The organism is Micrococcus sp. KRD096 (genome assembly GCF_017168495.1).
Taxonomy (GTDB): domain Bacteria; phylum Actinomycetota; class Actinomycetes; order Actinomycetales; family Micrococcaceae; genus Micrococcus; species Micrococcus luteus.
Genome location: NZ_JABFAY010000017.1, coordinates 94,162 through 98,310 on the forward strand (window position 1 = coordinate 94,162; position 4,149 = coordinate 98,310).

General features: G+C 73.9%; 3 protein-coding genes. 2 read left to right on the top strand and 1 reads right to left on the bottom strand.

The annotated features are described in order from the left end of the window. Window positions 1–94 precede the first annotated feature (94 nt). Window positions 95–1,687, top strand: a complete 1,593-nt coding sequence (locus J1M41_RS08285) for an LCP family protein (RefSeq protein ID WP_342214090.1) — start codon at window positions 95–97, stop codon at window positions 1,685–1,687. Window positions 1,688–1,728: 41 nt separating this feature from the next. Continuing rightward, the gene (gene manA, locus J1M41_RS08290; protein WP_158183537.1) at window positions 1,729–2,973 is read left to right on the top strand and encodes a mannose-6-phosphate isomerase, class I; all 1,245 of its coding nucleotides are present in this window, start codon (window positions 1,729–1,731) and stop codon (window positions 2,971–2,973) included. A 23-nt stretch (window positions 2,974–2,996) separates the two neighbouring features. Here the strand turns inward: manA and glpX are convergent, their stop codons facing one another. After that, the gene (gene glpX, locus J1M41_RS08295; RefSeq protein ID WP_002854500.1) at window positions 2,997–4,019 is read right to left on the bottom strand and encodes a class II fructose-bisphosphatase; all 1,023 of its coding nucleotides are present in this window, start codon (window positions 4,017–4,019) and stop codon (window positions 2,997–2,999) included. Window positions 4,020–4,149 lie beyond the last annotated feature (130 nt).

Genomic DNA, 4,149 nt, shown 5'->3' on the forward strand with positions numbered 1-4,149 from the left:
ACGCCGACGAGCTCAACGCCCAGGCCCGGGCCAAGGGGGCCCGCCTGCGCGAGCGGATGGCCGCCGACCGCTGATGTCGCCCGCCACCGGATCCGTGCCCGCCGGTCACGCGCAGCCCGACCCGCTCCGAGATCCACGCGTCGCCTCCCCCACCGAGCGCACCCGCCGGGCGCTGATCCTCACCGCCCTGACCCTGCTGGTCCCCGGCGGCGCCCAGCTCGTCGCCGGCAGCCGCCGGCTCGGCCGCGTGGCGCTGCGGGTCACCGTCACCGTGTGGGCCGTGCTGATCCTCGGGCTGCTGTGGTGGCTGGTCTCCCGCGCGAGCCTGATCTCGCTCATGGCCCGGGACGGCGTGCTGCTCGGGCTGGCGGTGGTCCTGGCGGCGCTGGCGGTGGGCTGGGCGGTGCTGTGGGTGGACACGTTCCGGCTGATCCGGCCGCACCTGCTCGCCCCCGGCGCGCGGAAGATCACGGCGGCGGTCACCGCGCTCGCGCTCGTGCTCACCAGCGGCGCCCTGCTCTACGGCGGCTGGGCGGCGAACACGAGCCGCGGGGCGCTCGGCGAGGTCTTCCAGGAGGGGCCGGCCGTCCCGGAGGCCGAGGGCCGCTACAACATCCTGGTCCTGGGCGCGGACGCCGGCGAAGGCCGCCAGGGGCTGCGCCCGGACTCCATGCACGTGGTCTCCGTGGACGCCCGCACCGGCGCCATCGTGATGTTCTCCCTGCCCCGCAACCTCCAGAACGCGCCGTTCGTCGAGGGCTCCCCACTGTGGGACGTGTACCCGAACGGCTTCGACTGCGGCGACGAGTGCATCCTCAACGCCCTCTACACGGACGTGGAGGAGCATCACGCAGACCTCTACCCGGACGCCGAACACCCCGGCGCCGAGGCCATGAAGGACGCCGCCGGCGGCATCCTCGGCCTGGACGTCTCCGGCTACGCCCTCATGGACATGGGCGGCTTCGCCCAGCTGATCGACGCCATGGGCGGGGTGGACGTCGTCAGCGGCGGCTACGTGGTGCACCGCGGCGTCCGGCCCGACGGCGCCTGGGGCAACATCTGGTGGGAGCCGGGCACCCACCACTTCAACGGCGACGACGCGCTCGCCTTCGCCCGCTCCCGGCACTGGTCCACCGACTACGCCCGCATCCGCCGGCAGCAGTGCATGCAGGCGGCGATGCTGGAGCAGTTCAGCCCCGCCACCGTGCTCACCCGCTTCGAGGGGATCCTCGCGGCGGGCGAGCAGATCGTGACCACCGACCTGCCGCAGTCCCAGCTCGGCACGTTCGCGGACCTCGCCGAGCGCTCGCGCGGCCAGAAGATGCGGCGGCTGACCATCGGCCCGCCCGACTTCGGCGACACGGGCACCCACTTCACCACCTACCCCGACTACGACCTCGTCCACCGCCGCGTGGACGAGATGCTGGCCGCCGAGTCCGCGACCGCCGGATCGGAGCCGACCGGGGTCTCGGCGACGCCGTTGCTCACCGTGCTGGCCGTCGTCGCGCAGGAGACGGAGGCCCCCGACGTCGACGAGGACGACCCGGCCACGTGGCCGGCCCCGCCGACCCGCTCCGACGGCGAGCCCTTCACCGCCGAGGACCTGATGACGGCCGAGGACCTGGGCCAGGAGGACGTGCTGAACCACGCGTCCTCGACGAACGGGCTGTGCGTCCCCGCCCCGTGAGGCGCGACGCGCGGGCCGACGGGCTGACCTAGGCTGGGCGCATGCACGTCCTGAAGCCCGTGATCCGTGACTACGCCTGGGGCTCCCCCACGCTCCTCGCCGACCTGCAGGGACGCGAGCCCACCGGCCGCCCCGAGGCCGAGCTGTGGCTGGGCGACCATCCGGGCGCCCCGTGCGTCGCCGTCGTGGCGGACGGCGCCCACGTCGGCCTGGACGAGGTGGTGGCCGGGGACCCCGAGCACTGCCTCGGGCCCGCCGCACCGGAGGGCCGTCTGCCCTTCCTGATGAAGCTGCTCGCCGCGGGCGCCCCGCTGTCCATCCAGGCGCACCCCACCCTGGAGCAGGCCCGCGCGGGCCACGCCGCGGAGGAGGCGGCCGGCGTGCCGGCCGACGCCCCGGAGCGCAACTACAAGGATGCGAACCACAAGCCGGAGATGCTGCTCGCGCTGACCCCCTTCGCGGCGATGTGCGGCTTCCGCTCCCCCGAGGTCTCCTCGGACAGCTTCGAGGCCCTGGCCCGCGCCCTCACGGAGCGGGCGGACGGGGACACGTCCGCCGTCGCCGTCGCCGCCGCCCGGATCAGCCAGGCCCTCGCCGCCGGGGACCTCGAGGACGCGTTCACCTCGATCCTCGACCCGGACTCCGTGTGGGGCTCCCCCGGCGCCGTCGCGCAGGTCGTGGACGTGCTGCGGGCCGCGCCGGACCTGGCCGAGCGCGACCCCTCGCTGGCCACGGCCCTCGAGGTCGCCCAGCACCACCCGGACGACCCCGGCGTGGTGGTGGCCATCCTGCTCAACCGCGTGGACCTGGCCCCGGGTCAGGCCATCCATCTGCCCGCCGGCAACGTGCACGCGTACCTGCACGGGCTGGGCGTGGAGGTCATGGCCGCCTCGGACAACGTGCTGCGCGGCGGGCTCACCCCGAAGCACGTGGACGTGCCCGAGCTGCGCCGCGTGGTCACCTTCGAGGCGCTGCCGGTGCCCTCCACCGAGCCCGAGCGCGTGGCCGACTCCGTGGTGGCCTTCCGCCCGCCGTTCGAGGAGTTCGAGCTGCTTCAGGCCACGCTCGAGGACGACGCCGTCCACGGGCTCGACGTGCACGGGCCCGGGATCGCGGTGGTCACCCGCGGCACGGCGAGCCTGGCCCTGGCAGGCCAGGAGATCGAGCTGGGCCCGGGCGAGGCCGTGTTCCTGCCCGCAGCGGAGACGGCGTCCGGCCCGCTGGCCGTCCGCGCCGCGGCCGGCGCCCCGGCGACGGTGCACGTGGCCGGCCTGCCGCGGGGCTGAGCCCGGCAGACCGGCCCGCGGGCTCAGCGGGCGTCGCGGTCCCCCAGCCACTTGGACCACTTCTTCACGTCGTGCTCGGCGTCCACGGTGCGGACCGTGCCGGACGACGAGCGCATCACGATGGACTGCGTGTGCACGCGGCCGTCGGCGAAGCGCACACCGCGCAGCAGGTCGCCGTCGGTGATGCCGGTGGCCGCGAAGTAGCAGTGGTCGGAGGTGACCAGCTCGTTCGTGGTCAGCACCGCGTCGAGGTCGAGGCCGGCGTCGAGGGCCTTCTGCTTCTCGGCGTCGTCGGTGGGGGCCAGGCGACCCTGGATGATGCCGCCGGTGGCCTTGATCGCGCACGCGGTGACGATGCCCTCGGGGGTGCCGCCGATGCCCATCATCATGTCCACGCCGGTGTCCGGGCGGGCGGCGGCGATGGCGCCGGCGACGTCGCCGTCCAGGATGAACTTCACGCGGGCGCCGGCCTGGCGGATCTCCTTGACCAGGCCCTCGTGGCGGGGGCGGTCCAGCACGCACACGGTCACCTGCGAGACGGGCTTGTCCAGGGCCTTGGCCACGAGGTTCACGTTCTGCTTCACCGGCAGGCGCATGTCCACGAAGTCGGCGGCCTCGGGGCCCACCACGAGCTTGTCCATGTAGAACACGGCCGACGGGTCGAACATGGTGCCGCGCTCGGCCACCGCAAAGACGGAGAGCGCATTGTTGTAGCCCATGGCGGTCAGGCGGGTGCCGTCGATCGGGTCCACGGCCACGTCCACGGCGGCGCCGGAGCCGTCGCCGACCTGCTCGCCGTTGAACAGCATGGGGGCCTCGTCCTTCTCGCCCTCGCCGATCACCACGGTGCCGTCCATGGCCACGGTGTCCATGAACGCGCGCATCGCGTCCACCGCGGCGCCGTCCGCCTTGTTCTTGTCCCCGTAGCCCACCCAGGGGCTCGCGGCGATGGCCGCCGCCTCGGTCACCCGCACCAGCTCCATGGCCAGGTTGCGGTCCGGGACGTGATTCTCGTAGCCGGTCTTCTCCGAGGACGCGCTGGTCATCGCTGCTCCGATCCTTGCTCGCGGCGCTCCGTCCGCACGGGACGGGGCGTGAGGGCGGCTCTGCCCCGGTCCTCATCCTACGGGGGCGGTCTCCCGCGGGTGGCACAATGCCTGTCTCTTATACCCATCT